General features: G+C 72.5%; 21 protein-coding genes and 1 pseudogene. 10 read left to right on the top strand and 12 right to left on the bottom strand.

What is annotated here, in order from left to right; translation table 11 throughout:
- The first annotated feature begins 17 nt into the window (after positions 1-17).
- Positions 18-839, top strand: coding sequence for an SAM-dependent methyltransferase (locus AB0L56_RS12150; RefSeq protein WP_361025435.1), 822 nt, complete (start codon positions 18-20; stop codon positions 837-839).
- Between the two features lie 36 nt (positions 840-875).
- On the opposite strand, the gene AB0L56_RS12145 is transcribed toward AB0L56_RS12150, so the two are convergent.
- Positions 876-1,802 (bottom strand): helix-turn-helix transcriptional regulator, encoded by a 927-nt coding sequence (locus AB0L56_RS12145; protein WP_365421971.1) that lies wholly within the window; start codon positions 1,800-1,802, stop codon positions 876-878.
- Between the two features lie 155 nt (positions 1,803-1,957).
- Positions 1,958-2,188, bottom strand: coding sequence for a DUF397 domain-containing protein (locus tag AB0L56_RS12140; protein ID WP_190162552.1), 231 nt, complete (start codon positions 2,186-2,188; stop codon positions 1,958-1,960).
- Between the two features lie 173 nt (positions 2,189-2,361).
- On the opposite strand from AB0L56_RS12140, the gene AB0L56_RS12135 reads away from it, so the two are divergent.
- The 4 genes from AB0L56_RS12135 to AB0L56_RS12120 all read left to right on the top strand — a co-directional run bounded on the left by AB0L56_RS12135 (position 2,362) and on the right by AB0L56_RS12120 (position 7,936).
- Positions 2,362-2,916: an ATP-binding protein gene (locus AB0L56_RS12135; RefSeq protein WP_365421967.1), complete on the top strand. Its 555-nt coding sequence runs from the start codon at positions 2,362-2,364 to the stop codon at positions 2,914-2,916.
- 29 nt (positions 2,917-2,945) lie between these two features.
- Positions 2,946-3,491 (top strand): hypothetical protein, encoded by a 546-nt coding sequence (locus tag AB0L56_RS12130; protein WP_361025425.1) that lies wholly within the window; start codon positions 2,946-2,948, stop codon positions 3,489-3,491.
- Positions 3,492-3,712: 221 nt separating this feature from the next.
- Positions 3,713-6,445: a SpoIIE family protein phosphatase gene (locus AB0L56_RS12125; RefSeq protein WP_365421963.1), complete on the top strand. Its 2,733-nt coding sequence runs from the start codon at positions 3,713-3,715 to the stop codon at positions 6,443-6,445.
- Between the two features lie 126 nt (positions 6,446-6,571).
- Complete coding sequence (locus AB0L56_RS12120) at positions 6,572-7,936, top strand: FAD-dependent oxidoreductase (RefSeq protein WP_365421960.1); 1,365 nt, start codon at positions 6,572-6,574, stop codon at positions 7,934-7,936.
- A 67-nt stretch (positions 7,937-8,003) separates the two neighbouring features.
- Here AB0L56_RS12120 and AB0L56_RS12115 read toward each other — a convergent pair whose 3' ends face one another.
- The 3 genes and pseudogenes from AB0L56_RS12115 to AB0L56_RS12105 form a co-directional block, all read right to left on the bottom strand.
- Complete coding sequence (locus AB0L56_RS12115; protein ID WP_365421957.1) at positions 8,004-10,376, bottom strand: glycosyl hydrolase family 65 protein; 2,373 nt, start codon at positions 10,374-10,376, stop codon at positions 8,004-8,006.
- Between the two features lie 119 nt (positions 10,377-10,495).
- Positions 10,496-12,226 carry a GAF domain-containing sensor histidine kinase gene (locus AB0L56_RS12110; RefSeq protein ID WP_365422104.1) on the bottom strand — a complete coding sequence of 577 codons (1,731 nt, stop codon included), beginning with the start codon at positions 12,224-12,226 and terminating at the stop codon, positions 10,496-10,498.
- Between the two features lie 324 nt (positions 12,227-12,550).
- Positions 12,551-12,835: pseudogene (locus tag AB0L56_RS12105) on the bottom strand (leucine zipper domain-containing protein); the annotation flags it as partial.
- A 268-nt stretch (positions 12,836-13,103) separates the two neighbouring features.
- On the opposite strand from AB0L56_RS12105, the gene AB0L56_RS12100 reads away from it, so the two are divergent.
- Entirely contained in the window at positions 13,104-14,306 is a 1,203-nt protein-coding gene (locus tag AB0L56_RS12100) for a globin domain-containing protein (protein WP_365421954.1), read from the top strand.
- Positions 14,307-14,363: 57 nt separating this feature from the next.
- On the opposite strand, the gene AB0L56_RS12095 is transcribed toward AB0L56_RS12100, so the two are convergent.
- The 4 genes from AB0L56_RS12095 to AB0L56_RS12080 all read right to left on the bottom strand — a co-directional run bounded on the left by AB0L56_RS12095 (position 14,364) and on the right by AB0L56_RS12080 (position 16,570).
- Positions 14,364-14,738 (bottom strand): hypothetical protein, encoded by a 375-nt coding sequence (locus AB0L56_RS12095; RefSeq protein WP_365421951.1) that lies wholly within the window; start codon positions 14,736-14,738, stop codon positions 14,364-14,366.
- A gap of 85 nt (positions 14,739-14,823) precedes the next feature.
- Positions 14,824-15,348, bottom strand: a complete 525-nt coding sequence (locus AB0L56_RS12090) for a roadblock/LC7 domain-containing protein (RefSeq protein ID WP_365421948.1) — start codon at positions 15,346-15,348, stop codon at positions 14,824-14,826.
- 38 nt (positions 15,349-15,386) lie between these two features.
- Entirely contained in the window at positions 15,387-16,169 is a 783-nt protein-coding gene (locus tag AB0L56_RS12085; RefSeq protein ID WP_361025401.1) for a hypothetical protein, read from the bottom strand.
- The gene (locus AB0L56_RS12080) at positions 16,166-16,570 is read right to left on the bottom strand and encodes a hypothetical protein (RefSeq protein ID WP_361025398.1); all 405 of its coding nucleotides are present in this window, start codon (positions 16,568-16,570) and stop codon (positions 16,166-16,168) included. Before AB0L56_RS12080 ends, AB0L56_RS12085 begins: the two co-directional genes overlap by 4 nt.
- 451 nt (positions 16,571-17,021) lie before the next feature.
- On the opposite strand from AB0L56_RS12080, the gene AB0L56_RS12075 reads away from it, so the two are divergent.
- Positions 17,022-18,176, top strand: coding sequence for a hypothetical protein (locus AB0L56_RS12075; RefSeq protein ID WP_365421944.1), 1,155 nt, complete (start codon positions 17,022-17,024; stop codon positions 18,174-18,176).
- 350 nt (positions 18,177-18,526) lie between these two features.
- Here AB0L56_RS12075 and AB0L56_RS12070 read toward each other — a convergent pair whose 3' ends face one another.
- Entirely contained in the window at positions 18,527-19,627 is a 1,101-nt protein-coding gene (locus AB0L56_RS12070; RefSeq protein WP_365421941.1) for a hypothetical protein, read from the bottom strand.
- A gap of 352 nt (positions 19,628-19,979) precedes the next feature.
- Here AB0L56_RS12070 and AB0L56_RS12065 point away from each other — a divergent pair, with 352 nt between their 5' ends.
- The 3 genes from AB0L56_RS12065 to tgmB all read left to right on the top strand — a co-directional run bounded on the left by AB0L56_RS12065 (position 19,980) and on the right by tgmB (position 21,618).
- The gene (locus AB0L56_RS12065) at positions 19,980-20,306 is read left to right on the top strand and encodes a YkvA family protein (RefSeq protein WP_365421938.1); all 327 of its coding nucleotides are present in this window, start codon (positions 19,980-19,982) and stop codon (positions 20,304-20,306) included.
- Between the two features lie 120 nt (positions 20,307-20,426).
- Positions 20,427-20,618, top strand: a complete 192-nt coding sequence (gene tgmA, locus AB0L56_RS12060; RefSeq protein WP_004935783.1) for a putative ATP-grasp-modified RiPP — start codon at positions 20,427-20,429, stop codon at positions 20,616-20,618.
- Positions 20,619-20,634: 16 nt separating this feature from the next.
- The gene (gene tgmB, locus AB0L56_RS12055) at positions 20,635-21,618 is read left to right on the top strand and encodes an ATP-grasp ribosomal peptide maturase (RefSeq protein ID WP_365421934.1); all 984 of its coding nucleotides are present in this window, start codon (positions 20,635-20,637) and stop codon (positions 21,616-21,618) included.
- A gap of 18 nt (positions 21,619-21,636) precedes the next feature.
- On the opposite strand, the gene AB0L56_RS12050 is transcribed toward tgmB, so the two are convergent.
- Both AB0L56_RS12050 and AB0L56_RS12045 read right to left on the bottom strand, forming a co-directional pair.
- Positions 21,637-21,852 carry a hypothetical protein gene (locus AB0L56_RS12050; protein WP_361025382.1) on the bottom strand — a complete coding sequence of 72 codons (216 nt, stop codon included), beginning with the start codon at positions 21,850-21,852 and terminating at the stop codon, positions 21,637-21,639.
- 162 nt (positions 21,853-22,014) lie between these two features.
- Positions 22,015-22,488: a hypothetical protein gene (locus AB0L56_RS12045; RefSeq protein ID WP_365421931.1), complete on the bottom strand. Its 474-nt coding sequence runs from the start codon at positions 22,486-22,488 to the stop codon at positions 22,015-22,017.
- Positions 22,489-22,666: the final 178 nt, after the last annotated feature.

Here is a 22,666-nt window from a genome sequence, read left to right as displayed (position 1 = left end):
ATTCCGCAGGGGGAACGATGCACACCGGCAAGCAGCTGTCCACCGAGATCGACGCAACCGTGCCAACGGCCGCACGTATGTACGACTACTACCTGGGCGGCAAGGACAACTACGCGGCGGACCGCGCCGCGACGGAGGAACTCGACAAGGTGGTGCCCAGCACCCGTCGTCTGGCCCTGAACAACCGGCGCTTCCTCCAGCGCGTGGTCCGCACCCTGACCCAGGAGTACGGGATCCGGCAGTACCTGGACCACGGTTCCGGCCTGCCCACGCAGGACAACGTCCACCAGGTCGCGCAGCGCATCGACCCGAGCACCCACGTGGTGTACGTCGACAACGACCCGATGGTACTGGTCCACGGCCGGGCCCTGCTGGAGCAGGACGAGCGCACGGTGGTGATCCAGGCCGACATGCGCGAGACGGACGAGATCTTCGGCCACCCCGAGACCCAGCGGCTGATCGACTTCTCCGAGCCGGTCTGTGTGCTGTTCAACTCGGTCTTCCACTGCATCCCCGACAGCGACACCGACGGTCCGCTCGCGGTGGCCCGCCGGGTCCGCGAACGGCTCGCGCCGGGCAGCTTCATGGTGATGTGCCAGCTGGTCAGCGACGATCCCGAAGTCCGCGAGTTCGTCACCAACTTCATGGACCAGGCGACTCAGGGGCACTGGGGCCGAGTGCGTGAACCGAAGGACGTGGAGGGCTACTTCGAGGGGCTGGAGGTCCTGGAGCCGGGCCTGGTCGAGGTGTCCACCTGGCGTCCGGACACCGAGGTGGCGCCCCGTCAGCTCACGCACGAGTGGATCGAGTTCGGCGGGGTGGGCCGGCTCCCGCAGTAGGCCCCGGCCCGAAGCGATGCCGAGGCGGGCGCTGCGTCACCGGGAGGTGGCGTAGCGCTCCTTGATCGTGCTGCGCAGCATTTCGACGGAGTCGCGGGGCTTGAGGGCCTCGTCGGCGAGGCGGTCAAGGGCGATGCGGTACTCCTCCGTCTCGTCCCGGTCCTCCAGGAAGTTGGCGCTCCTGATGTGCTCCAGATAGACCACATCGGGCAGATCGAGGCCGCCGAAGCGCAGATAGGTCACCGGGATCGCGGGAGCCGATGCGTTGGTGACGTCGAGCGGCACGATCTGCACCGTCACATTGCTGTGCTCGGCCATCGTCACCAGGTGCTCGAGCTGTTCGCGCATCACCGCGCGGCTGCCCAGGACGCGCAGCAGCACCGACTCGTCGATGACGGCCCACAGTTGCGGCGGGGCCTCGCGCTGCAGCAGCTCGGCACGGCGCATCCGCAGTTCCACCCGGCGCTGCACCTCGCTCGCCGGGGCGTTGGGCAGCCCCCGTTCGACCACCGCGCGGGTGTAGGCGGCGGTCTGCAGCAGTCCGGGTACGTACTGGATCTCGAAGGTGCGGATGGTGGCGGCGGCCTCCTGGAGCCCGACCAGGCGGTCGAACCACTCGGGCATCAGCCGCTTGTCGTACCGCTGCCACCAGCCGGGCTCCCCGGCCCGCCGGAGGAGTTTGAGCAGCACCGAGGCCTCGTAGTCTTCGGTGCCGTACAGATTCAGCAGCGCGCGGACGTCGCTCTCGGTCGGCGGGCGCCGGCCCTTGCCGGACTCGATACGGGACAGCTTCGCCCCGCTGAAGCCGACGGAGCGGGCCGCCTGGTCCTGGGACAGCCCGGCATCCTCACGGAAGCCCGCCAACTGCACGCCGACCAGCATCTTCAGCAGGGTCGGCGCGGGCTCGGACCTGTCCAGATAGGGTTCCAGACGGGAGATGCGATGCGACGACGCGGCGGACATCCTGACTCCCAGCAGACCGGCACAAGGGCGATTAACACTATCGCATCTGACAGTGCCTGACCGCATCCGACCCGGAGAAGCCCCGCAGAAGTGAGTGGTTGAACTCCGTTTCGCCGGCGCCGCCCCGGGACGGGCGGCGCCGGCTGCCCGGGCGCTCAGAGGAGATGGTCGAACTCGCCGTCCTTCGCGCCGGCCAGGAAGGCGGCCAGCTCCGCGGACGTGTAGACGAGGGCGGGGCCGTCGGGATCACGGGAGTTGCGCATCGCTATCTCCCCGCCGGTCAGCGGCGCCACCTCGACACAGTTGCCCTCGGCATTGCTGTGCCGGCTCTTGATCCAGCGGGCGTCCAACTGACTGGCCCGCACTCCGTTCCGCACTCCTGGCACCGCTGTCTCCTTGCTGTTCTCGTTCCCCACCCGGCGCGGCTTCCGTCGCGCATGGCGAAAAATCTCGCGCAATTTCTCGTGCAATTGCACGCGAGCGCTGTCAGCGTGGATAATAGCTGCGGCGTCAACCCCCGTGTAGGCGCCCCGTCCTGACGTCGCATCGAGGAGATGCCGTGTCTTCACCTGCGTATCCGGAGCCGCGGCCGCCTGCCGTCGCCGTGATCCCGGCGGGTGGCCCCGGCACGGCCCCGGCTTCCCCCCACGCCCCGCTGCCCGCGGTGCCGTACGAGGAACCACATCCGGCGCCTGAGACGGCCGGCACCGCGTCCGCCTCGGTGGCGCTGCGCATCACCCGCAGCCGGGAGGGCCTCGCCCGTGCGCGGTCCTTCACCCGGGACACCTTGGACGTCTGGTCGCTCGGCCACCGCTGCGACGACGCCACCCTCGTGATGACCGAGCTCGCCGCCAACGCCGTGACCCACGCGGCACCGCGGTGCGCGGGTGTGCCGGACGTCCGGCTCGAGTTCCACCGGATACCGGCGCATCTGCTGCTCGCCGTCTCCGACCCCGACGACCACCCGCCCGTTCGCACTCCCGGCGCCGGCCTGGAGGAGCACGGCCGGGGGCTGCACATCGTCGACGCCCTGTCCGAGGCGTGGGGCTGGACCCCCGCGGCCCCGGCCGGCAAGACGGTGTGGGCCCGGTTGTCCACCCGACCGCCCATCTGACACGACTGCCGCGGAAAGGCACCCACGCCATGCGCAGCGCTTCGACGCAACAGCCGAGCAGCGAGCGCCCTGTGCGCCACACGCCCCCCACCGGAGTGGCACGGACCACGCCCCTCACGGCACTGTCCCGTGTGCCGTGGGCCGATATGCAGGACTCCACCGGATCGGCGGCGGCCATCCCCCTGCTGCTCAACGGCATCGCCTGGGGGGACTCCGACACGGCCCTCGCCGCCCTGGAGGATCTGCGGAAACGCATCTGCCAGTACGGGTTCGTCACGGAGCAGGCCACCGCCGCCACGGTCCCCTTCCTCTGGGAGCTGGCCCAGCTGCCACATGTCACCTGCCGGGCCCGCATCATCCAGCTGCTCAAGGCCATCGCGGACGCCCGGCAGTGGGAGAGCACCGCCGCCGCGTATCCCAAGCTGCTCAACCGCCGCGAGAACCCGGTGGTGTGGGAGCGGGCCGCCCGGCAGGCGGTGCGCGCCCGGCGCGGCGAGCTGAACCGGCTGCTCTCCGAGCCGGACTCCGAGATCTCCCGCGCCACCACGGAACTGGCCCGGGCCCTGGCCGACTGAGGCCGGGACGGACACGTCCGGGGGTGGCCCGGGCACCGGACGCGCGCGACCTTCGGGGGACGAGTCGCGCGCAGGGGGAGGGGCGCGCGCGGCCGAGGGGGGAAGGCCGCGCGCGCCCCGCGGCACCGTAAGCGGGACGGGTGGGAACCCGCCGGTCAGGTGGGTGCCCGTCCCTCGCCTCGCGTGGCGCGGCGGTGTAGACAGGGCACATGGTCCGACTCATGGGTCGATCCAAGACCCGGTCGCCCCTGCGGCCCGGTGCCGCGGCGTCCGCGCGGCGCCGACAGGAGGGGGGCGGCCCCTCCCGCTGGCATCCCCTGACGGCACTGCGGTCGGCACTGCGCGGGCGCAGCGTCGCCGGACAGGTGTTCGTACTGCATCTGGTGATCGTGCTGCTGCTGGTCGTGGCCGCCGTCGTCGCCCTGGTGCTCCAGGTCCGGCGGGACAGCACCCAGGAGGCCCGCAACCGTTCGCTCGCCGTGGCGGAGACCTTCGCCAACGCGCCCGGCACCGTGGCGGCCCTCGACTCCCCCGATCCCACGGCCGTACTGCAGCCGCGTGCCGAGGCGGCGCGCCGGGACTCGGACGTCGACTTCATCGTCGTCATGAACACCGACGGCATCCGCTACACCCACCCCCGGCCGGACCGCATCGGGAAGCAGTTCGTCGGCACCATCGAGCCCGCGCTGGCCGGGGAGCCGGTCGTGGAGGAGATCGACGGGACCATAGGAGAGCTGGTCCAGGCCGTGGCGCCGGTCGAGGACGGCGACGGCACGGTGGTGGGCCTGGTGTCGGCGGGCATCACCATCGAGAACGTCGGCGGAGCCACGGAGGCCCAGCTGCCGCTGGTGCTGAGCGCCGCGCTCGCCGCGCTGGCGCTGGCCACCGGGGGCGCGGCCCTGGTCAGCAGACGACTGCTGCGCCAGACCCACGGCCTGGGCCCGCACGAGATGACACGAATGTATGAACACCACAACGCCGTGCTCCACGCGGTGCGCGAAGGGGTGCTCATCGTCGACGGCGACGGCACCCTCATGCTCGCCAACGACGAGGCGCGCCGGCTGTTCGGCCTGCCCCCGGACGCCGAGGGAAAGCATGTGCGGGACATCGGCCTGGATCCCGGCACCGCCGAGCTGCTGGCCTCGGGGCGGGTGGCCACGGACGAGGTGCACCGGGTGGGCGACCGGCTGCTGGCGGTCAACCAGCGGCCCACGGACCGCTCGGGCGGCCCGCCCGGCAGTGTCGTCACGGTCCGCGACTCCACCGAGCTGAGTGCCCTGTCCGGCCGTGCCGAGGCGTCACGGGAGCGGCTCAACATGCTCTACGACGCCGGGGTGGCCATCGGCACGAGTCTGGACGTCACCCGCACCGCCGAGGAGCTCACCGAGCTGGCCGTGCCCCGGTTCGCCGACTTCGCCGCGGTGGACCTGTTCGAGTATGTGCTGGCCGGCGGGCATCCGGACCCCGCGGGCGCTCTGCGCCGCACCGCGATCACGGGAATCGCCGACGACCCTCCGCTCTATCCCAAGGGCGAGAAGATCCGTTTCGTGGCGTCGTCCCCGCAGGGCCGGAGCCTCACCAGCGGCCGGCCGGTCCTGGAGCCCCGGCTCGCCGAGGCCCCGGGCTGGCAGGCACAGGACGTCGAGCGCTCCGCACAGGTCATGGAGTACGGGATCCACTCGCTGATCACCGTGCCGCTGCGGGCCGGTGCCCTGGTGCTGGGCGTGGTCAGCTTCTGGCGTTCCCGGAAGTCGGCGCCCTTCGACACCGAAGAGCTGGCCCTGGCGGAGGAGCTGGTGGCCCGGGCCGCGGTCGCCATCGACAACGCCCGCCGCTACACGCGCGAGCACAACATGGCGGTGACGCTCCAGCAGAGTCTGCTGCCGCGCAGCCTGCCCGAGCAGAGCGCCCTGGAGATCGCCTACCGTTACCTTCCGGCGCAGGCCGGGGTGGGCGGGGACTGGTTCGACGTCCTGCCGCTGTCCGGCGCGCGGGTGGCCCTGGTGGTCGGCGACGTCGTCGGGCACGGTCTGCACGCGGCGGCCACGATGGGGCGGCTGCGCACCGCGGTGCACAACTTCTCGGCGCTGGACCTCCCGCCCGACGAGCTCCTCGGTCTGCTCGACGAGTTGGTCGCCCGCATCGACCAGGACGAGGCACAGGACGAGCACAGTGCCCTGGTGACCGGTGCGACCTGTCTGTACGCCGTGTACGACCCCGTCTCGGGGCACTGCACCGTGGCCCGTGCGGGCCATCTCCCGCCGGCCCTGGTGTGGCCGGACGGCAGTGCCGAGTTCCCGGACGTGCCCGCCGGTCCCCCGCTGGGACTCGGCGGTCTGCCGTACGAGTCGGCCGATCTGGAGCTGCCCGAGGGCAGCCGACTGGTCCTCTACACCGACGGTCTGGTCGAGGAACGGGGGCGCGACATCGACGTAGGCCTGGAGCGGCTGCGCGAGGCGCTGTCCCGGGCCGGGGACTCCCCCGAGGACACCTGCAGGGCCGTACTGGACTCCCGGCGGCCGGTGCGGGCCGGGGACGACATCGCCCTCATCGTGGCGCGGACCCGGGTGCTGCCCGCCGACCGGATCGCCGAGTGGCCGGTGCCGTCGGATCCGGCGGCCGTGGGCGAGGTGCGGGCCGCGGTCACCCGCAAGCTGGCCGAGTGGGGGCTGGAGGAGCTGACCTTCCCCACGGAGCTGATCCTGAGCGAGCTGGTCACCAACGCGCTCCGCTACGGCGGCAGCCCGATCCAGGTGCGCCTGCTGCGCGACCGCAGTCTGATCTGCGAGGTCTACGACGCCAGCAGCACCTCGCCGCATCTGCGGTACGCGACCATGACGGACGAGGGCGGGCGCGGGCTGTTCCTGGTCGCCCAGCTCGCCGAACGCTGGGGCACCCGCTATCTGCCCACCGGCAAGGTCATCTGGGCGGAGCTGCCCCTCCCTGAGTCATAAGCCGGGCCTGGGACCGCTCATAAGGGCTGCTTATGAGGTCATAGAACAGACCCCTGTACCAGGTAAGGCATGCCTTAGTTTAGGCTTCCCCATGAGTCGTCCGTCATCGCTCGAAGGGAACCGCACATGCCCCGCCCCCTGCGGGTAGCCATCGTCGGATCCGGCCCCGCCGGGATCTACGCCGCCGACGCCCTGCTCAAGTCCGACGTCGCCGCCGAACCGGGCGTGTCCATCGACATCTTCGAGCGCATGCCGGCGCCGTTCGGACTGATCCGTTACGGCGTCGCCCCCGACCACCCGCGGATCAAGGGCATCATCACCGCCCTGCACCAGGTGCTCGACAAGCCGCAGATCCGTCTGTTCGGCAACGTCGACTACGGCACGGACCTCCACCTCGACGATCTGCGCATGTTCTACGACGGCGTGATTTTCGCCACCGGCGCCATGGCCGACCGCGCCCTGGACGTCCCCGGCATCGGCCTCGACGGTTCCTACGGCGCCGCGGACTTCGTCTCCTGGTACGACGGCCACCCGGACGTGCCGCGCACCTGGCCCCTCGAGGCCGAGAAGGTCGCCGTGCTGGGCGTCGGTAACGTCGCCCTCGACGTCGCCCGCATCCTCGCCAAGACGGCCGACGAACTGCTGCCGACGGAGATCCCGCCGAACGTGTACGAGGGCCTGAAGGCCAACAAGGCCATCGAGGTGCACGTGTTCGGGCGCCGTGGCCCGGCACAGGCGAAGTTCAGCCCGATGGAGCTGCGCGAGCTCGACCACTCCCCCAACATCGAGGTCATCGTCGACCCCGAGGACATCGACTACGACGAGGGCTCGATCGCCACCCGGCGCGGCAACAAGCAGGCCGACATGGTCGCCAAGACCCTGGAGAACTGGGCGATCCGCGACACCGGCGACCGCCCGCACAAGCTGTTCCTGCACTTCTTCGAATCGCCCGTGGAGATCCTCGGCGAGGACGGCAGGGTCACCGGGCTGCGCACCGAGCGCACCGCGCTCGACGGCACCGGCAACGTCAAGGGCACCGGCGAGTTCAAGGACTGGGAGGTCGGCGCGGTCTACCGGGCCGTGGGCTACCTGTCCGACAAGCTGCCCAAGCTGCCCTGGGACCTCGGCTCCGGCACCGTCCCGGACCGGGGCGGCCGGGTCGTCCAGGAGACCGGCGAGCACCTGCCGTCCACGTACGTCACCGGCTGGATCCGGCGCGGCCCGGTGGGCCTGATCGGCCACACCAAGGGCGACGCCAACGAGACCGTGGCGAACCTGCTGGAGGACTACGCGGGCGGGCGGCTGCTGACGCCCGAGTCGCCCGCACCCGAGGCGGTGGACGCGTTCCTGGCCGAGCGCGGCATCCGCTTCACCACCTGGGACGGCTGGTACCGGCTGGACGCCGCGGAGAAGGCGCTGGGCGAGCCGCAGGGCCGCGAGCGCGTGAAGATCGTCGAGCGTGAGGACATGCTGCGGGAGAGCGGCGCGTAGGACGGCGAAACCCGCTCCCGGGCGCCCCGTCCGGTCCGTTCGCGGACCGGACGGGCGCTCGGCGCGTTCAGTCCGGGAGGGCCAGCCGGCCCGTCTCGCCCGGCTCGATGCGGACCGAGCGGTGGTGCGGGAGGTGCACGTCGATCGGGGAGTGGCCGGACTCGGGCACGGTGATCTCCAGCAGGCCTCGTTCCAGCCGCAGCCGCACCCCCCAGTGGCCGTGGTAGCGCAGGGTGAAGCCGTAGGAGGACAGCTCCGGCAGGGGCACGGGATCGAGCCAGAGGGCACCCCCGCGGGTCTCGAGGCCGGTCAGTCCGCGCTGGACCAGATCCAGGGTGCCGCCCATGGCGCCGAGGTGGATGCCCTCACCGGTGGTGCCGCCCTGAATATCGGCGATGTCCGCCTGAAGGGCCTCCTGGCAGAACTGCCAGGCGTCCGCGCGGCGGGCCCGGGCCAGGACCCAGCCGTGGACCAGTCCGCTGAGGGTGGAGCCGTGGCTGGTGCGGTGCAGATAGTGGTCCACCGTGCGCCGCCAGGTCCGCTCGTCGAGGCTCAGCCCCAGCCGGTGGAAGACACCCTGGAGTTCGGCGGGCGAGAAGAGGTAACCCAGCATCAGGACGTCCGCCTGCTTGGAGGCCTGGTAGCGGTTGACGCTGTCGCCCTCGGCCTCCAGGATCCGGTCCAGGCGCCGGATGTCGCCGTACCGGCGCCGGTAGCCCCGCCAGTCGAGTTCGGCGAGTTCCCCGTAGCCCTCGAACTGGCTGATGACACCGTCGTGGAAAGGAACATGGAGCATGCGGGAGATCTCCTCCCACTCCTCCAGTTCACCCGCGTCCAGTCCGGTCCGCTCGGTGAGTTCACGGTGCCGGGGCTCGGGGAGACCGTCCAGCACCTCCACGGTGCGGGCGAGGACCCAGGCAGCCGTGACATTGGTGTACGCGTTGTCGTCGAGGCCCGGTTCGGCGGCGTCCGGGTAGGCGTCGTGGTACTCGTCGGGGCCGACGACACCCTTGATGCGGTAGCGGCCGAGACGTTCGTCGAAGCCGGCCGAGTCCGCCCAGAAGCGGGAGATCTGCAGCAGCAACTCGGCGCCCTTGGTGTGCAGGAACTCCTCGTCGCCGCTGGCCTCGCAGTACTGCCACACGTTGTACGCGATGGCCGAGCCCACATGGTGCTGCAGGTGGGACTGGTCGGGCAGCCAGCGGCCGGAGCGGGGATTGAGGTGCAGCTGCTGGGTCTCCTCCCGTCCGTCGCTGCCGCTCTGCCACGGGAACATCGCGCCACGGCGCCCCGCGTCCTGCGCGGCGAGGCGGGCCCGTTCCAGGCGCCGGTACCGGTAGTGCAGCAGTGCGCGCGACACTTCCGGGAAGTGCAGGTCGAGGTACGGCAGGACGAACAGCTCGTCCCAGAAGACATGGCCCCGGTAGGCCTCGCCGTGAAGTCCCCTGGCCGGAACCCCGACGTCCAGGTCCGCGGTGTGCGGGGAGAGGGTCTGCAGGACGTGGAAGAGATGCAGCCGCAGGATGGTCCCCGCCTCGCCGGGCACGTCCAGCTCGGCCCGGCGCCACATCTGCTTCCACACCGTCACATGGGGCGCCAGCAGTGCGTCGAAGTCGCCCGCCCGGCTCACCCGGTCGACGGCGGCGTGCAGCGGGTCGCTGATCGCGGCGTCGCGGGAGGTGTGCAGGGCGACGATCTTGTCGACGGTAGCGGTGCGCCCGGCGTGAAGTTCCAGCCGGGTCGTCTGGAGGGCACGCGGCCGGTCGTGCCGGATCGTGACGGACGCGGGGGACGTCAGCCGGGCGGCGAGGGCGATCCGCACGTCCGAGGTGCGGGTGCGGCAGCGCAGCCACACCGTGTCCGCCGAGGTCGTACCGGTGAGCACATGGGTCAGATGGCGGCCGTCCAGATCCCGGTAGCGCGGCACCCCGGAGTTGGTGACGCCGCCGTCGAGCGCCGCCTCCGTCTCCAGGGTGCCGGAGAAGCCCTCGGCGGTGAACTCGGTGCGCAGGCCCGCCAGATGAGGGTCGGCCATGTGCACGAACCGGAGCTGGTGCACTTCAAGCGCCCGCTGTGCGCCGAGGCCGTACCGTGTCCTGCGCTCCAGCAGCCCGGAGGACAGGTGCAGCGTCACGGCGTGGTCCAGCACGGTCGCCGTGTCGGGGGTGAGCCAGGGCTCTCCGGGCAGGCGGAAGCGCAGCGGGAGCCAGTTGGGCAGGTTGACCATGTCCTCGTTCTCGACCTGCCGCCCGGCGACCTGGGAGGTGAGCCGGTTGTAGAGGCCGGCCGCGTAGGTGCCCGGGTAGTGCACCTCGTCCGCCGAACACTCCGCGAAGGCACCCCGGGTGGCGAAGTATCCGTTCCCCAGGGTGCACAGCGACTCGCGGACGCGCGCGTCGGCGGGGTCGTACCCGTCGTACTCCCAGGTCCAGCCCGTCATCGACGCTCCTCCCGCCGAGGCGCACCCGTGCCGGCCGTGCACCTCGCGGCTGCTGGGGCCGCAGCCCGCCCACGGGTACCCGCGCCGGGTGACGGCCACACCCGGGCCGACGGGCGCGCCTACCGCTCGCCCAGCGGGACCCGCCACACGAGCGTGGTGCCCCCGCCGGGGGAGCCGGTGATGTCGAAGGTGCCGCCGAGCTGCCCGGCGCGCTCGGCCATGTTGCGCAGCCCGCTGCGGCGGCCCCCGGCCGGGATGCCCACGCCGTTGTCCGCCACCGTCAGCCGGACGTCGCGCCCGTCGGTCTCCAGGACCACGTCGGCGCGGTCGGCGTGGGCGTGCCGGGCGATGTTGGTCAGCGCCTCGGAGAGCACCGCCACCAGGTGGTCCGCGGTCTCCTTGGGCACCTCGGTGTCGATCAGGCCCTCCATGCGCACGCTGGGGGCGAAGCCCAGCACGGGGGCGGCCTCGCCGACCACCCGTACGGCGCGGGCGCGCAGGCCGGGGCCGCCGGCGCCCGCGGCGGAGCGGGAGCGCAGGCCGAAGATGGTCGAGCGGATGATCTTGATGGTTTCGTCGAGGTCGTCCACGGCCCGCAGCACCCGCTCCGAGGCCTCCTTGTGCTCGATGAACCGGCCGGCGCTCTGCAGGGTCATGCCGGTCGCGAACAGCCGCTGGATGGCCAGATCGTGGAGATCGCGGGCGATGCGGTCGCGGTCCTCCAGGACGGCGATCTGCTCGGCGTCCTGACGGCGTTCCGCCAGCTCCATCGCGACGGCCGCCTGGGCCGCGAAGCCCTGGAGCGGTTCGGTCTCCTTGTCCGAGAACGGCGTGTGGCCGGCGGCCCGCACCAGCAGGACGATGCCGCGCACGCTGTCGCCCGATCCCATCGGCACGGCCACGGCCGGGCCGAGGTCCTCGAGCCGCTGAGGGCCCGGGAAGACCCGCTCGTCGCTGGTGATGTCCGGGCTGGTGACGGGGGCTGCCGTGGTGAACGCCTCGCCCAGCAGACTGCCGTGGACGGGCACGACCAGCCCGCGGTGGCTTTCGGCGCCCTGGCCGACGGCCAGTTCCAGGGTCAGCGAGTCGGTCCCGGCCACGGGCACCGCGACGACGGCCAGGGCGGCGCCGGTGATCTCGCGGGCGCGCTCCGCGATGAGCATCAGGGCCGTGCCGCGTTCGCTGCCGGACATCAGTTCGTGGGTGATCTCGGCGTTCGCCTGCAGCCAGCGTTCCCGCTGCCGGGACTCCTCGTACAGGCGCGCGTTGTCGATGGCGACGCCGGCGGCGACCGCGAGGGTGGACAGGACCGACTCGTCCTCCTCGTCGAACTGCGCCCCGCCCCGCTTCTCGGTCAGATACAGATTGCCGAAGACCTGGTCGCGGACCCGGATGGGGACACCGAGGAAGGTGTTCATCGGCGGGTGGTGGGGCGGGAATCCGTAGGAGGCGGGGTGGTCGGAGAGCTTCGCGACCCGCAGCGGCTCGGGGTGACGGATCAGTTCGCCCAGGATGCCGTGGCCCTCGGGGTAGTGGCCGATGCGGGCGATCTCCTCCTCGCTGACACCGACGGTGTGGAACGCGGACAGCCGCCTGCCGTCCGGGCCGATCACGCCCAGTGCCGCGTACCGGGCCTCCACCACGGCGGCGGCGGCCTCGACGATGCTGTGCAGCACCTGCTCCAGCTCCAGTTCCCGGCCGACCGAGAGCACGGCCTCCAGCAGGCTGCGCACCCGGTCACGGGTACCGCGGGCCGCGTCGATACGGGCCTGGAGCTCCTCCAGCAACTCGTCGAGGCGCAGCTGCGGCAGCCGTACGCGGGCATCCCCGTCCCGCTCGGAGCCTTCCACCCGTGTGCCTCCTGTCCCCTCGCCTCCACACCGCCCCCGGCAGTCTCCCGACCCTGCGTCCGGTAACGGTCCAGTAAAGGCGACGGTACGGCATCGGCGGGACGACAGTTCCGGCGGGGAGCCCGACCGGTCCCACCGGGGCCGCTGGGGTCTGTCCGGCGGAACAAGTCGGGGGAAAGGGGCGGCGCCGTGCAATCCAGGTGAGCCGGGTCTGGTGCGTCCACCCAGGGCGGGCAGGCCGTGTCGGCGCAGGATGCGGTGGGCGGTGGAGGCGGCGATGTTGGTGCGGGCGGCCGGCCGCAGTGGGCCGATGCGGTGCTCGCGCCGCAGCCGCAGAACGTGTGCCTCCACCTCGGCCGGTGTGCGGTGGGGCTGGCGATACGGGCGGCTGGGGCGGTCCTGCATCCCGGCCTCGCCCTGCTGCCTGCAGCGGCCGGCCCAGCGTGCGGCGGTCGTATGGCTGACCTGGAAACGTTCCGCGGCCCGCGGCAGCAGCCATCCGTCGTCCACGACACACCGGGCCAGACGCAGCCTGCCGGTCGGAGTCAGCGGGGCGGCATTACGGGTGGGACAGGAAGGCCTCCTGCGGTCGGGTGTAGATGTCGCAATCCACACCGAACCCAGAAGGCCCTCACCTGTTCAAGCACCCAGCACGCGTGTCACCAAGTGCCGGGACAGCACACCTGGGCCGGTCGGCCCTCTGCGGCGGCCGTCCGGCTGGGCCGGTGGTCCCGTTCGCGCGGGACGACGGTCCCGCGTCGCCGGTGGGGACGGTGTTACCCGCGGATACCGGCATTGCTGATTGCTATACAGGTTCTGCCGCCGGTCCGGACCCGCGGTCCAACCCCCTTGTTCGGTCCCGTCCTTGGGAGACCTCATGCTGTCCGAAGAATCCGCCGCAGTGCTGCGGGCCACCCTGCCCGCCGTGGCCGGGGCGCTCGACGAGATCACGACGCGTTTCTACGGCTCGATGTTCCGCGACCGGCCGGAGCTTCTGGACGGCCTGTTCAACCGGGGCAACCAGGCCAGCGGCGCCCAGCGGCGGGCGCTCGCCGGGTCCATAGCCGGTTTCGCCCAGGCGCTGCTCGACGACCCGGACAGCCGGCCGGACGCCCTGCTGGCCCGGATCGCCCACAAGCACGTCGCGGTCGGGATCACCGACGACCAGTACACGATCGTCCACAAGTACCTGTTCGGCGCGATCGCCGACGTACTGGGAGACGCGGTGACCCCGGAGGTCGCGGCCGCCTGGGACGAGGTGTACTGGCTGATGGCGGGTGCCCTCATCGCGCGGGAGGCGCGTCTGTACCACGACGCCGGTGTCGATCCCGGCGACATCTGGCGCCCGTGGACGGTCGTGGAGCGGCATGAGGAGACGGACGACGTGGTGTCGTTCGTGCTGCGCCCCGCCGACGGCAGGCCCGCGCCGCGGGCCCGGGCCGGTCAGTACGTCAGCGTGAAGCTGCCCATGCCCGACGGGGTGCGGCAGGTGCGCCAGTACAGCCTGTCCTCCGACCCCGGCGAGGAGCTGCGCCGTATCACCGTCAAACGGGTCGCGGGCGATGAGGGCGCCCCGGACGGTGAGGTGTCCAACCTGCTGTTCGAACGGATCGGCACCGGGGACGAGCTCACCCTGTCCGTGCCCGCCGGCGATGTCGCGCTGGACGAGGCCGGCACCCCGCTGGTCCTGGTCTCGGCCGGGATCGGTTGCACCCCGATGCTGGGCATGCTCGCCCGGCTGGTCGCCACGGGTTCCACCCGGCGGGTGCTCGTGCTGCACGCCGACGGCTCCCCCGCCGGGCACGCTTTGCGAGCGGAGACCCGCGAGGCGGTGAACGGGCTGCCCGACGCGGAGGCGGTGTTCTGGTACGAGCGCCCCGGTCCCGAGGAGCCCGGCGCCCGCACGGGGCTGATGGATCTGGAGGGGGTCGACGTCCCGGCGGACGCGACGGTGTACCTCTGCGGCCCGCTGCCGTTCATGCGCGCCGTGCGCGGCGCACTGCTCGGCCGCGGGGTCCCCGCCCGGTCCATCCATTACGAGGTCTTCGGCCCCGACCTCTGGCTGCCCGAGGCGGCCTGACGCGCGGCGGCCGGGGCCGTGCGCGCCCGAACGGCGCGCGCGGCCCCGGGGCCCGGCTCAGACCTCCAGCTCGGCCTCGATCCGGCGCAACTGGTGGCGCGCCATGGCGAGGTTGGCCCGGCCCGCCTCGAGCACCAGGTAGAGGAAGAGACCGTTCCCGCCGCGTCCCTTGAGCAGGCGGATCATGTGGTACTGGCTGCTCAGGGTGATCAGGATGTCCTCGATCTCGTCGTTGAGCCCCAGGTGTTCCATGGTCCGCAGCTTGGAGCGGACGACATCGGTGTTGCCGGCGGCGGCGACCTCCAGGTTGAAGTCCTTTCCGCCGCCCATGGTGCCGAGGGCCATGCCGCTGGTGTAGTCGACAAGTGCGGCGGCCGTGGCGCCGTCGATGGAGCTGAGGCATTCCTTGAGCGAGGTCTCGGTGTTGGCCATGAGTGGTGTCCTTTCCGTCGGGATGGGTGGTTCGGGCCGGCCGCCGGGTCGTGCGGAGGCGTCCGGCCGGGACGAAAGCCTGTGTTCAGCCGCCGGGCTGGGTCCGGGGGCGGTGTGCGGGCAGTTGCGGGGTCCGCACCGGGAGGGTGCCGATGGGCCGGGCCGGATCGGTGTCCTGGGCCCGCGCGGGGAGCGCGCGGGGGGCGAGCCGGTCGGCGTGCCGGCCCCCGCCCGGGCCGACGTGGGTGTCCACCAGTTCCGCGATCCGGGCGCCGCTGCGCCGGCCCTCCAGGTGCAGCCGGCCCACGTTGACCCGGTCGTCGGCGAGCAGGGTCAGGACGGCGGTGGGACCGGCCGCGTAGGTGGCGATGTAGCCCCGGCTGCCGCGCACGAGGAGTTCGCGGAACTCGCCGCGGGCGGCCGCGTCGGTCAGGCGGTAGGCGACGCCGAGTGCGGCGGCGGTGAGCGCGGCCAGCCCTTCCGGTTCGGTGTCGGGGACGTCGTGGGCCAGGACCAGTCCGTCGACGGTGGCCGCGAGGGCTCCCGCCAGCCGGGGTATGCGGGTGCGGAGCCGACGCAGTTCGTCCAGCACGTCGGTCTCGACGGCCATGAGCAGTCTCCTTTCGGCACGCTGCCGGCGCGCGCGGATCACAGTGCCTCCAAGGCGTCCAGGAGCCGTCGCAGCAGCGCTGTGTCGGGCTCGTCCCACGCCGTGCCGCCCGCGTCGGGGACGGGGTGCGGGGGCGTGCCGGGCGGGGGTGGTGGCGCGGGCGTGACCAGCCCGTCGGCGGCCAGACGGCGCAGTTCGACGAGGGTGTGGAAGGTGCGGTGGGCGAGGGCCGAGGCGATCTGCGCGGCGGTGCGGCCGCCGTCGACCAGGGCGAGGGTGCGGCCGCGGCGGGGCGGCAGCCCGGCGGGATCGGCGCCGGCCGCGCGGGTGAGCGGTGCGGTGTCGACGGCCGGGTCGGGCCAGATGCGGTGCAGCAGGTCGCCGCGGCGTCGGGACTCGCGCAGCACCGTGGCCACCGGTACGGGGCGCACCGCGCCGAACCAGTGCGCGACGCCCGGGCGGAAGCGGAGCGCGGCCCCGTCGTGGGCGAGCGCGAAGTACGCGGCGTCGAACAGCGCGCCCAGATGGCACAGTTCCAGGGCGCCGGCGGTCAGGCGCCCGCTGTCCACAAGCCGGCGGCCCACCTGGTGGGCGGCGCCCGCCCGTTCGACCGCCTCCCACCAGCCGGCCGGCGCGACGGCACCGCTGCGGGTGAGCAGGTCGCCGAGGTCGGGGCTGTGGGCGGACTCGACATGGACGACATGTCCCGCCGCGAGGTAGAAGATCCCGGACTCCGTGGAGAGCGCCCCGGTGGCGTGGTCGGCGGCGAGGGTGCCGAGCAGCTCGGGTGCGGATCCGTGCGTGCGTTGCGCCGTGGTCATCCGAGCACCAGCCGGTCCGCCATCTCGGCCAGCCGGATGCGGGCCAGGGCGAGGTTGCCGTCGGCGCGGTCCAGCCAGAGGTACAGGAACACGGTGCTGTCGAAGGTCGTGACGACGAAACGCAGCAGGTGGTACGCGTCCGCGCCGGTGAGGATCAGGTCCTCGACGGGCGGTTCGCGGCCGGCCGTCCCCGTCCGGCCGGTGCCGGCCGAGGCGAGTGTGCCGCTCTCCATGGCCTGGCGGGCGAGCTCGGCGGTCTCCGCGGCCGTGGCCTCCGCGTCGCCGCCGGGTGCGTCACCCACCGCGCCCAGGGCGAGCCCGCTGACCCAGTCGGCCACCAGGGCACCGCGGGCCCCGGGCAGTCGCATGGCTTCCAGCAGACTCTCGTCGATTCCGGGCACGCCGGATCCCCCTCCTCGCACGGCTGTACCGCGAACGTGACGTCGACGCTACTGTGTGTGCTCCATCGAGGTGAGAGCTTTGGTGTTTTCCGGGGGAATATGCGACAGACGTGATCCGCCCCTGATAAGGTCCGGGCTTTTGCCTCGCGACGGCGTCGGCGGTCCGGTGCCGGTGCGGGCAGGGCCGGCCCCGATGCGGATGGTGGGCCGGCCCTGCTCAGGGGACCATTGTGGTGATGTCCGTACTGCCGGGACATGGGTGAACGGACGTCACCAGGTGTGCGCCGCGCACACCCCGCGCGCGACACGCCGCGCGCTCGTCCCACATGAGGGCCGTACAGGGCGGGTAGGGGCAGGGCGGAGCAGCCGTCGCGGCGGGGCCCCCCGTCATTTCACCGGCCGTCGGCGACGATACTGGCAGGAGCACGTGCCCCCGCTCACCCCTGGACCCATGCCGAACTCCCCCACAGCCCGCCCCCCGATCCCTTCCACGGTCTGGCTGGCCCGTGGCCGCCACACCGGCAGCGGGGCCGACGAGGCCCTCCGGCGCGGTCTGCGCCGGCTGAAGGACGGCGGGGACATCGACGACTTCCTGGAACTCCCCGCCGACGGGACCGCACCCGACCTGGTATTCGAATCCCGGATGCGGGTCGCCGGGGAGGTCACCGTGCGCGCCCGGCTGAGCCTCGCGCCCGGCACGGACCGGGGCCGGGACTGGACCCTGGTCGCGGAGGCGGAGCGGCCCTGGGAGCAGTCCTGGCCGTCCCCGGCCGGGATGTTCTGGGAGCAGGAGGCGGACGCCGACTGGAACCACGACGCGGCGACGGGACTGCGCATCGGGGAGATCAATCCGCTCCCGTCGGACGACAAGGCCGTACGACGGCTGCTGCGCGACTGCGCACGTGACGCGTGGCACATCCATGTCGTCGTCCATGAGGCGATGACCACGGACGAGCGCGGCCGGGTGCCGCTGGCGCGCTGGCTGCCGCCGGGCCTGCGGCACCGGGTCGTGGAGCACCGGGCCACGCCCCAGCAGTCGCGGGTGGCGAACTGGGCGCTGCGGGAGTTCGGTGTGCGGGTCCCGCGCGGAGGTGCCGTGGTGCTGCCGGGTGCTCCGGTCCCGGAGGGGTACGACGCCGACGCGTTCGCCGTGCGGGCGGTGTTCCTGGACGGTACCGAACCGGCGGGCCTCGTCGGGGCGGTGGCCCGCTTCGACGCCCTGCCGCGAGCGCTGCCGGACGGTGCGCGGGAGGCGCTGAGGGCGCTGCGGGAGGACTGGCACCTGCTGACCCTGGAGGAGGAACTCGCGCGGGAGCGGGCGCTGGTGGCCATGTACGCCGAGGCCCTGAAGGCGATGACGGAGTCCCGGGACCTGTACCGGGAGGCCGCCGAACGGGCCCATGAGGCGCTGGCCGCGTACCAGGAGTCGTCCGGCACCCCGCCCACCGTGCGCCCGCCCGCGCCCAGGACGGCCTCCAGCCCCTTCCAGCACCTGACCCGCACCCTGGAACGCCTGAGGCCCGCCGGCACCAAAACCCGCCCCGCCACGCCCGGGGAGCCCGAGGAACCGGCCCCGGAACGCCGGTCGACGACATCCGACCACTGAGCCAGCCTGCTGCCGGGAAGTAGACACCTCCCGCCGCGCGGCGGAACACCGGGCGAACGGCCGTTACGCCGCCCGGTGCCTCGGTCCCTCCCCCACTTCGGCCATGCGGTGGGCCTCCGGGGGCGGCGAGGGTGCCAGTCCTCCCGCAGCCTGCGGGCAGCCGTGCCTCCCCCAGTGCCTTAAGGGCCTGGGAGGTACCCCCAGGGCGGCACGGGTGGGCGCTGGGGGTACCCCCCTCTGGGGGAGGCACCTCGTAGCGCCGAGGTGCGCAGGCACCCCCGCAGTTGTCGGCGGCCGGGAAGGAGACACGTCCCGCCGCGAACGGCCGTCGCGCCGCCCGGTGTCTGCGCTCACTCCCCCACGTCGGCCACGCGGTGGGCTTCCGGGGGCGGCCAGGGTCTCCAGCGGCCGAAGGGGAAGGCAACGCGGACGACCAGGGCCGTCAGCGCCAGAAGCGCCGCCGCGAAGGCGGCCGACGTGGTGAGCCAGGCGGGCGCGACCGCGAGGGCCACCGCGCGGGGCAGCGCGGCCGACGGGAGGGTGCCGCCGTAGGCGTGGGCCGCGGCCAGGGCGGTCGGCACCACGACAGCCACCGCCAGCATCACCGCACCGGGACGCACCACCAGGATCAGCGCCACCAGCGTGCAGAGGACCGACAGGCCGACGGCAAGGGCGAGCAGCCCCAGGGGGACGCCGTCCTGTCGCAGCGGGAAGTGGGTCGCCCCGCACACGGCGAGGGCCACCGCGACGAGCCAACTGGACCAGATCAGGGGCCGGGCGGCCGTGCCCGGGCGACGGCGCGGGCGCCGCGTCCATCGTGCGCCGTCGCGCCCCGCGGGCCGCCGGCGGAAGACGCGGAATCCGGCGCGCGGGGCGGGAGCGGGTACGCCGTCGGACCGGCGGCCGCCCCGCGGGCTCTCGTCGTTCCCGTCCGCGAGCCGGGGCGCCTCCGTCGCAAGCCGAAGCAGGTGCTCGGGCGGCCGGTGCACGGCCAGCCGGTCGACCAGTTCGACCAGTTCACCGACGGAGCGGCCCGTCGCGGCCGCGCGCAGCGCCTCCTCACGGCAGTGGGGCGCCAGCGGCTCCTTGTGGAGCAGCGCCACCAGCAGGGTGACGTCCTCGACGGAGCGGTGCGCCGCCGCCGCGCGGATCATCTCGTCCGCGCTGCCGACGTCGCGGGGTGCCCGGGTCAGCAGCGCGACCAGCCGGATGACGTCCTCCACGGACCGGTCGATCCCCGCGGCGCGCAGGGCGTCGGCGACCGCCCCCGTGTGCTCGGGCGCCCCTTCCAGCGCGGTGATCAGGTCGACGACCTCCTCGAGGGGCCGATCCGCGACGGCCGCCTGCACGAGGTCGCCCGCCGGGTCGCCGTACGGCCGTGCGGGCGCCGGGGCGTCGGGGCGCGCGGGGCCCGGCGGATCCAAGGGCCCCGTGTGTTCGACGGGGTCCACGAGGCCGACGGTGGCGCCCGGGCCTTCGGTGGGCGGGGCCCCAGCCGCCCCGGAGGGTATGACCGCTCCGTTCGAGCGCGCTGACGAAGGCAAAGTGGTCATGATCGGCTCCCTGAGGAATGCTGATGACCATTACTAGGCTTCACCCCACCTCGCTGCCACTCGACTACTCCACCCGGATGACCTGCGGCGATCCGGCGTTTCACGGGGATACGGCAGGGCATGGGACGCGTGCGTGCATGGCCGGTCCCCGCCGCCATACCGGGGCCGTCAGCGGGAATCCAACCGGAGAGGGCTGTGTCGCGGCCGGCGGGGCCGCGATGCTCCGGTCGTCGGAAGGAGGGCAGCGACGTTGGAGTCGACCACCACGGTGCTGACCGTCGCCGTGATCCTCGCGGCCGCGGTGCTGGCCGGAGCCGTCGCCGTCCTGGTCCGTCTGGTCCGTACGCGGCGGGAGTTGCGACGGGCGGGGCTGCCCACGGGACCGCGCTGGGTCTTCTGGGGTGCCGTCCTGTATCTGGTGCTGCCGGCCGACCTGCTGCCCGATCCGGTCTACCTGGACGACATCGGCGTACTTCTGCTCGCTCTGCGCACCCTGCGTGGCTCCCTCGGCGCGGGACCGCCCGGAGCGCCTTGGCGGCGGTCGGGGCGGCAACCCGCCGATGATTACGCACCGTAAGGAAACCAACCACCCGTTCGATTCGTATAAGTCTCTGGAAGCCGAAAAAAGTCGGCGGACCAAGCGGCGGACCACAGCGGGCCGTTGTCTGGTCGGCGCAGCACCGACGAGGGAGACACGATGCAACCGTTCGCGCTCAACTACGCACGCCCGGCAGTTGAGTTGGCTGTTGCCACTCCGTATGCGTACGACTCCGGACTGCAGTTGAACGTACTCGGGGACGGACGGATCGCCGCCTGCGATCACGCACTGTTGCGTGAGGTGGGGACCACGACGTCCACCGCGGGCTCCAAGACCCACTTCGACGACTGAACGCGGACCGTAGACGATGACGGTGCTGATCCTCACCTGTGAGGAGGACGTGACCGCCGACATGGTGGTCGTCCACCTGAACGGCTCCGGAGTGCCCGTGGTGCGCCTCGACCCCGCCGATCTGACCGACGGCGTCTCGCTGTCCGGGGAATACGTCCACGGCCGGTTCCGGGGCCATCTGTCCGTCGGGGGGCGGCTGGTGAGCATCGGCGGGCTGCGGTCCGTCTGGGTGCGCCGGCCGGGAACCCCGGCCGGGCGCGCGCCGCAGCCGTCCGCGTGGCTGACCGAGGAGGCCTCGCAGGCGCTCTATGGCATGCTGCGCGGCTGCGACGCGCGCTGGATGAACCATCCGGACGCGGCCCGGCGGGCCCGCCACAAGCCGTGGCAGCTGCGTCTGGCCCAGCGCTGCGGCCTGCCGGTGCCGGCCACGCTGATCACCACGTTCCCGCGTGCGGCGCGGGAGTTCGCCGAGCGTTTCCCCGACCTGGTGGTCAAGCCGGTGTCGGGCGCGCATCCGCAGGATCCGCCTCGGGCCGTGCCGACCAGCCGGGTGGCGCCGGACACGGACTTCTCGGCGGTCGCGTTCGGGCCGACGCTGCTTCAGCGGCGGGTCGCCAAGCGGGCCGACATCCGGCTGACCGTGGTGGGCGAGCGGTTGCTGGCGGCCCGTAAGGCGACGGCGCCGGACGCGGATCCGGAGGAGGTGGATGTACGTTTCGCCGCCCCCGGGTCGCCCTGGGAGCCGGTCGAGGTCCCGGCACGCACCGCCGACGCCGTTCGCACCTATCTGAGCCATGCCGAACTGGCGTACGGGGCATTCGACTTCGCCGAGGACGCCGACGGGATGTGGTGGTTCCTGGAGTGCAATCAGTCGGGGCAGTTCGGGTTCGTGGAGGTGGAGACGGAACAGCCGATCGCGCGGACCATCGCGGAGTGGCTGTCCCGTCCCATTCCCGACGAGCCCGCGGAGCTCAACGGCGCGAGCACCACGGTGCGGTGAGCGGCCGTCACACGGGGGTCATTGCGGACGCGGTCCGGGCAGCAGGCCGGCGCGCTGCCAGCCGTTGCCGGGAGACTGCGGCCCGCCGGGGCCCGGAGCGAAGCCGCCGGACCGCAGGGGCCGCATGACCGACTCCAGTTCCCTGCTCACGCGTTCGGCCTCGCTGCGGACCTGTGCGGGCACGTCGCCGCACTCCGCGATGAGTCGGTCGTAGATGGGGGAATCCTGGAACACCCGTCAACGTGCCTTTCTGCTCGGCGGCCCCGGTGCGGGGACGCGACTGCCGAGTGTAGGCGTCCGTCCGGTGCGACGTGGGACTTCCCCGGTACGCAGTGACACGGAACGGTCACACGGGATCTGCCGCGCATTGCGGTGAGGGCGGGCGGATCCGGGCGGTCAGGCGCCCGTCGTCGAGCCGGGGCGGACGATCATCAGGATGGTGACGGTCGCCCAGAGGAGATTGAAGACCCCCGTGAACATCGCCAGTTGAACGGTGCTCCGGCGGTCGACCGGCCCGTCTCCGGTGAGCTGCTCGACGAGTTCGTCCTGACGGGGCAGCACGAAGGCGAGGAGAATCCCTGCCGCCGCCGCGGTCAGGGTGATCGAGGCGATGAGCCAGCCGTCGCCCAGCACGCCCATCGCGAGGGCGGTGGCGAGGCCGAGGACGGGGACGAGGACCCCTATCCGGGCATAGACCCGGCAGATGCGGTGGAGCAGTGCGACGGTCGTGAGCCCTGTGGCGGCGGGCCTGTCGCCCTCTTCGGGAGCGGCACGGCGTACGGCCGGCGGGAACATACTGGCGGCGACGGTCACGGGGCCGACGGCGATGATGGCTGCCAGGACGTGGAGGGACAGCAGGAGCTTGGTCACCGGGACTCTTTCCTTGGTGTGATCAGCGGTGCCGGGCTCACGTTAGGGGCCTCGCGGATGATCACCCAGAGGCTGAAACGACAGCTTCCAACGGGTTCTCGCCAACCACTTACGCCGAAGTTCTGAAACGTCATCACCCGGAGGCCCTGCTCAGGGGCATGGCGGGAATCCGTCTATC

This window comes from Streptomyces sp. NPDC052079 (assembly GCF_040680275.1).
GTDB lineage: Bacteria > Actinomycetota > Actinomycetes > Streptomycetales > Streptomycetaceae > Streptomyces.
This window is presented reverse-complemented; position numbering and strand designations above follow the sequence as displayed.